This window comes from Micromonospora deserti (assembly GCF_003236335.1).
Lineage (GTDB): Bacteria > Actinomycetota > Actinomycetes > Mycobacteriales > Micromonosporaceae > Micromonospora > Micromonospora deserti.
In genome coordinates, this window is the sequence record NZ_POUB01000351.1 from 1 (window position 1) to 5,332 (window position 5,332).

At 76.5% G+C, this 5,332-nt stretch carries 3 protein-coding genes and 1 pseudogene; 2 read left to right on the forward strand and 2 right to left on the reverse strand.

The features are described from left to right. Window positions 1–1,814, reverse strand: a 1,814-nt coding sequence (locus C1I99_RS28955) for a tetratricopeptide repeat protein (RefSeq protein ID WP_111137367.1), incomplete at its 3' end; no start/stop codon positions are given. Between the two features lie 189 nt (window positions 1,815–2,003). Here C1I99_RS28955 and C1I99_RS28960 point away from each other — a divergent pair. Next, the gene (locus C1I99_RS28960) at window positions 2,004–3,035 is read left to right on the forward strand and encodes an SIS domain-containing protein (RefSeq protein WP_111137368.1); all 1,032 of its coding nucleotides are present in this window, start codon (window positions 2,004–2,006) and stop codon (window positions 3,033–3,035) included. A 25-nt stretch (window positions 3,036–3,060) separates the two neighbouring features. Further along, the gene (locus C1I99_RS28965) at window positions 3,061–4,611 is read left to right on the forward strand and encodes a PAS domain-containing sensor histidine kinase (RefSeq protein ID WP_111137369.1); all 1,551 of its coding nucleotides are present in this window, start codon (window positions 3,061–3,063) and stop codon (window positions 4,609–4,611) included. Between the two features lie 45 nt (window positions 4,612–4,656). Here the strand turns inward: C1I99_RS28965 and C1I99_RS28970 are convergent. Continuing rightward, window positions 4,657–5,332 (reverse strand): annotated as a pseudogene (locus C1I99_RS28970) (glycosyltransferase family 39 protein); the annotation flags it as partial.

Consider the following 5,332-nt stretch of genomic DNA (forward strand, 5'->3'; position numbering starts at 1 on the left):
GTGGTGAGGCGGCGCCACAGGCCGCGCAGCGGGCCGGGCCGGCGCGGGGTCGGCGGTGGGCCGCCGGTCAGGTGCTGGGCGAGTGCGGCCGTGTCCGGGGTGAGGTCCGGGGTGGCCAGGGCCAGGTGGGCCAGGGAGGCGGCGATCGGCACCGGGCGGGTCCGGGCCACCGCCGCCACGTCGGCGAGCCGCTCGGCCACCATTCGGGCCACGTCGGGGCGCACCGCCGGATCCACCCAGGCGGCGGTCACCAGGGCGAACAGCGCCGCCTCGGTGATCCAGTCCTCCACGCCCCAGACCAGGTCGAGCAGCACCCGACGGCGGGTCGAGTCGGCCCACGGCTCGTCGGTGCGGTGGTGCAGCAGGCCCAGGCAGGCCCAGACCTGCGCGCTGCGCACCCACAGCGACGGGTCCTGCCCGCCGAGCACCCGGCCGAGCGCGGTCGGCGGCGCCGCCGGTGGGTGCACCAGCAGCCCGAGGAGGTCGGCCAGATCCAGGGTGGCCAGGGCGACCGCCGCGTCGTACGCCGCCGGTGGGTGCGGCCAGGCCGGATGGGTGAGCTGCCGCAGCCGCTCGGCCGCCTCCGGCGCGGGGGCCGGCACCGCGGGCGTGGCCGTCGTCCCGTCGTAGTGCCAGAGCCGCCGGGCGATCGCCCGCCGTGGCTCGCGCGGGTCCGGCTCGGTCACGCCGGCCACCTCGATGCGCAGCCCTGGCGCGGCTGTCATGACGGCACGCATGGCGCTCGGCGGCCCGGGTGTGTCCAGCGGCACGGCGGCGCCCAGGCCGCCGTGGTCGTCCGCGAGGGCCAGCCGCAGCGCCTCGGCCACCGCCCCCGTCGCCGGGGTGACCTGCCCCAGCCACGGTCGGCCCCGGCAGCACTCGGCCAGGTCGCTGTGCTCGTGCGAGTCGTCGGGGTGCTCCCGGATGAAGTCGGCCAGGGCGACCAGGTGCGCCAGGTCGCCGTCGCGCTGGTGGCGCAGCCGGTGGCCGGTGTGCACGGCGCAGTCGAAGGACGGGTCGCGGGCCAGCGCCCGGTCGATCCAGTCCAGCGCCTCGTCGAGCCGGCCGTTGTCGGCGAGGGTGCCGGCGATGTCGGCGTACACGGCCAGGTCGTCGGGGTCGTGCGCGACGGCGCGGCCCAGCGCGGCCAGTGCCTCCCGGGTCCGCCCGGCGCTGCGGTAGGCGTACCCGAGCCACACCTCGCCCATCTTCGACGGCTGTGCGCGTACGCCCCGAGCGGCCCAGCGGATCGCCACGGTGACCTCGCCGACCCGCCGGGCCAGCGCGGACGCCGCGCCCAGCAGCGGGGCGTGCTCGGGGTGAACGGTGACCGCGTTGCGGGCCAGCGCGAGGTACGGCGCCAGTGCCGGGCGCCCGGCCCGCGGCGCCGGGTCCGGCGTGGCGGCGCAGACCTGCATCAGGATCCGGGCGGTGTGCTCGGGGGCGAGCCGTTCCGCGAGTTCGGGCGCGGTCACCCAGGGCACGCCGGCCCAGTCCACGCCGGGCGTGTGTCCGGTCGCCGCGACGAGCAGGTCCAGCCCTTCGGCCGGGCGGCCGGCGGCGGCGAGCAGGTGGGCGCGGGCGACCACGGTGCCGACGAAGACGTGGTGGTGCAGCGGGAACAGGTCGACCGCGCTGTCGCCGCTGGCCGCGGCGAGCCGGGCGAGGGTCTCGTGCACCTCGGGCAGGGTCGGTGCCTGCGCGAGTGCGGCGGCGAGATGCCCGGCGGCGTGCGCCAGGTCGCCGGAGTCCAGCGCCAGCCGGGCCAGGGCCAGCTCCTCCGCCGCGGGCAGTGCCCGGTCGTCGTCGGACACGTCGTCCTCTCGATCGTCGTGCTCGGGGTGAGGCCGGGCAAGCGTAGGTGATGTTGGACCGACTTGGTGATCAACTGCGCACTGCTGCTCGTTCGATTGCTCTGATCAGATCAAAGATGCAAGACTGAGCAGGAAACGCGCGGCAATCGCGCAGTGGGAGGGGTTTCCGTGACGCGTCCAGGGGCCGGGATGGCCGCCGACATCGACGAGCAGCCCGCCGGCTACGACCGGTTGCTCTCCGCCGACCACGCCGGGGCGATCGCCCGGGTGGCGGCCGCCATCGCCGAGCGCCGGCCGCGGCACGTGGTCTTCACCGCCCGGGGCACCTCCGACCACGCGGCCCTGTACGGGGCGTACCTGACCGAGATCCGGCTCGGCCTGCCCGCCGGGCTCGCCTCGCCCAGCGCGGTGACCGTCTACGGCGCCCGGCCCGACCTTTCCGACGCGCTGGTGGTCGGCGTCAGCCAGAGCGGCGGCTCACCCGACCTCACCGAGGTGCTGCGGGCCGCCCGCGCCTCCGGCGCGCTCACCCTCGCGGTCACCAACGCCCCCGACTCCCCGCTGGCCGGCGTCGCCGAGCTCAGCGTCGACATCGCCGCCGGGCACGAGCGGGCCGTCGCCGCCACCAAGACCTACACCGCCGAGCTGCTCGCCCTGCTGATGCTGGTCGAGGGGGTCCGGTCCGGCGACGGGGTGCTGCCGGCGGAGGAGCGCGACGCGCTCGCCGCCCTGCCCGAGCTGGCCGCGCGCACCCTGGCCGACCCCACCCCGGCCCAGCTCGCGCCGCGCTACCGGTTCGCCGCCCAGCTGGTCACCACCGGCCGCGGGTACGCGTACCCGACCGCCCGGGAAGCCGCGCTGAAGCTGATGGAGACCTCCTACCTGCCGGCGCTGGCCTTCTCCGGCGCCGACCTGCTGCACGGCCCGCTCGCGATGACCGACCCGGACGTACCGGTGCTGGCCGTAGTCGGCTCCGGCCCGGGCGGCCGGTCGATGGGCGAGGTGCTGCCCCGGCTCGGCGAGCGCCGCGCCGACGTGGTGGTGGTCGGCTCCGCCGACGTCGAGGGCGCCACCCGGATGACCGTGCCCGAGGTCGACGAGCGGTACGCTCCGCTGCTGGACATCCTGCCGCTGCAACGGCTGGCGCTGGCGCTGGCGCTGGCCAGGGGCGAGGACCCGGACGCCCCACGCGGGCTGAAGAAGGTCACCGCGACGATGTGACCTCCGGCGTGGCACGCTGGTCAGCGTGTCCACGCTGCGCGACCTTGCCGAGGAGCACACCCACCTCCGCCCGGCCGACATCGACCACCTGCACCGGATCGCCGGAGACTGGCAGTTGCTCTCCGATCTGTCCTTCGCCGACCTGCTGCTCTGGGTGCCGGTCGACGGCGAGGGCACGTTCCTCTGCGTCGCCCAGGTCCGGCCGACGACCGCGCCGACCGCGTACCAGGACGACCAGGTGGGGCGGATCGTCGGCGGGCCGGAGGTGGCCCACCTGGAGGTGGCCTACCGGCAGGGCCGGATCTGGCGGGAGGGCGATCCGGTCTGGTATGGCGACGTGCCGGCCCGGCACGAGGCGATCCCGGTGCGGCTGCGCACCGCCGGCGGCGAGGCGGGCGAGGTGGTGGCGGTGGTCGGCCGGGACACCAACCTCTCCACCGCGCGCACCCCGAGCCAGCTGGAGCTGAACTACCTCACCACTGCCGACGACCTGGCGCAGATGATCGCCGACGGCACCTTCCCGCCGCCGCGCCACCCGGGCGAGACCACCTCGGCGCCCCGGGTCGGCGACGGACTGGTCCGGCTGGACGCCGGCGGCAAGGTCACCTACGCCAGCCCGAACGCGCAGTCGGCGTACCGGCGGTTGGGCTACGCCTCCCATCTGGTGGGGGAGGACCTGGCCGCGCTGCACCGCCGGCTGGCCAGCGACCCGCTGGAGGGCACCGACGCCGCGAACGGCATCCTCGCCGCGCTGCGCGGCGAGGCGCCGCCGCGCCGGGAGATCGACGCCCGCGGCGCCACCATGCTCACCCGGGCGCTGCCGCTGATGCCCGCGGGCGTGCCGATCGGCGCGCTGGTGCTGGTCCGCGACATCACCGAGGTACGCCGCCGCGACCGGGCCCTGATCACCAAGGACGCCACCATCCGGGAGATCCACCACCGGGTGAAGAACAACCTGCAGACCGTCGCCGCGCTGCTGCGCCTGCAGGCCCGCCGGGTCGCCATGCCCGAGGCGCGGGTCGCGCTGGAGGAGTCGGTACGCCGGGTCGCCTCGATCGCCCTGGTGCACGAGACGCTCTCCATGTCCAGCGACGAGGCGGTCGAGTTCGACGGGATCGTCGACCGGGTGGCCAGCGCGGCGACCGAGGTGGCGGCGACCGAGTCCACGGTGGGCATGCGGCGCATGGGCAGCTTCGGCGTCCTGCCCGCCGAGATCGCCACCTCGCTGGTGATGGTCCTCAACGAGCTGCTGCTCAACGCGGTCGAGCACGGCTTCCCGCCGGCCGAGGCCGGGGAACCCGCCGACGTGCCGGCCCCGGAGGCCGCGCCCGAGGTGGTGGTCTCGGCGCACCGCTTCCGCAAGCAGCTGCACGTCTCGGTCACCGACAACGGCCGTGGGCTGCCGGCCGACTTCGACGCCGAGCGGGGCGGCAAGCTCGGGCTGCAGATCGTCCGGGCGCTGGTCACCGGGGAGCTGCGCGGCAGCATCGAGCTGCGCAACGGCGCGGGTGGCGGCACCGAGGCGGTGCTGGTCGTTCCGCTGGCTCGGGGTGTCCCAGAGAACCGCGCCGGCTGACCGTGGGCGCCCGGCCTCCTTTCGGTGGCTGGCGGGTCGTCGCGGTCAGCGGGGGGTGAGCAGGGCGACGGTCAGGCCGGGGCGCGGCCAGACCTGGGCCGGAGTGTAGCCGGATCGCAGCGCGTCCCCCTTGGCGCCCGGCACCGCCGCCAGCGGATCGTCGCGGCGGCCGGCCACGACCAGCCAGACCCGGTCGGCCCCGGCCAGGCACTCGGCGGGCCGCGCGCACTCCTCGGCCCACAGGTCGCCCCGGCGGGCCTGGTCCGCGGTCAGCAGCGCGTCGCGCGGGCGCCGCTCACCGAGGTGGTAGGCGAGCCCGAGGTCGAGGAAGAGCCAGCTGTCCCGGGGCGAGTAGACGACGACGTCGCCGGGGCGGTGGCCGTCCGTGACGATGCGGGCGGCGCCTCGGTAGTCGACCGTGGCGCTGCGCGGCCACTCGTGGGTACGGCGCAGCGCGGCCTGGTCGGGCAGGCCGAGCAGCCCGGCCAGCGCCACCACGGCCAGCGCGGCCGGCAGCCGTACGGAGGCCAGCGCGGCGCCGGCCAGCACGCAGCCGAACGGCACCACGAAGACCAGGTAGCGGGGCACCCACAGGGGTACGACCAGCCCGGCGGCGAAGACCAGCAGCACCGGCAGCAGCACGGCGCACCCGGGCAGCAGGGCCCGCCAGCCCAGCCGGGCTGCCCCGAGCGCGGCGAGGCCGACCAGCAGGCCCCCCACC

Excerpts from the sequence above, each read along its gene's own strand:
- C1I99_RS28960 (WP_111137368.1), top strand. The coding sequence starts at position 2,004 with ATGGCCGCCGACATCGACGAGCAGCCCGCCGGCTACGACCGGTTGCTC.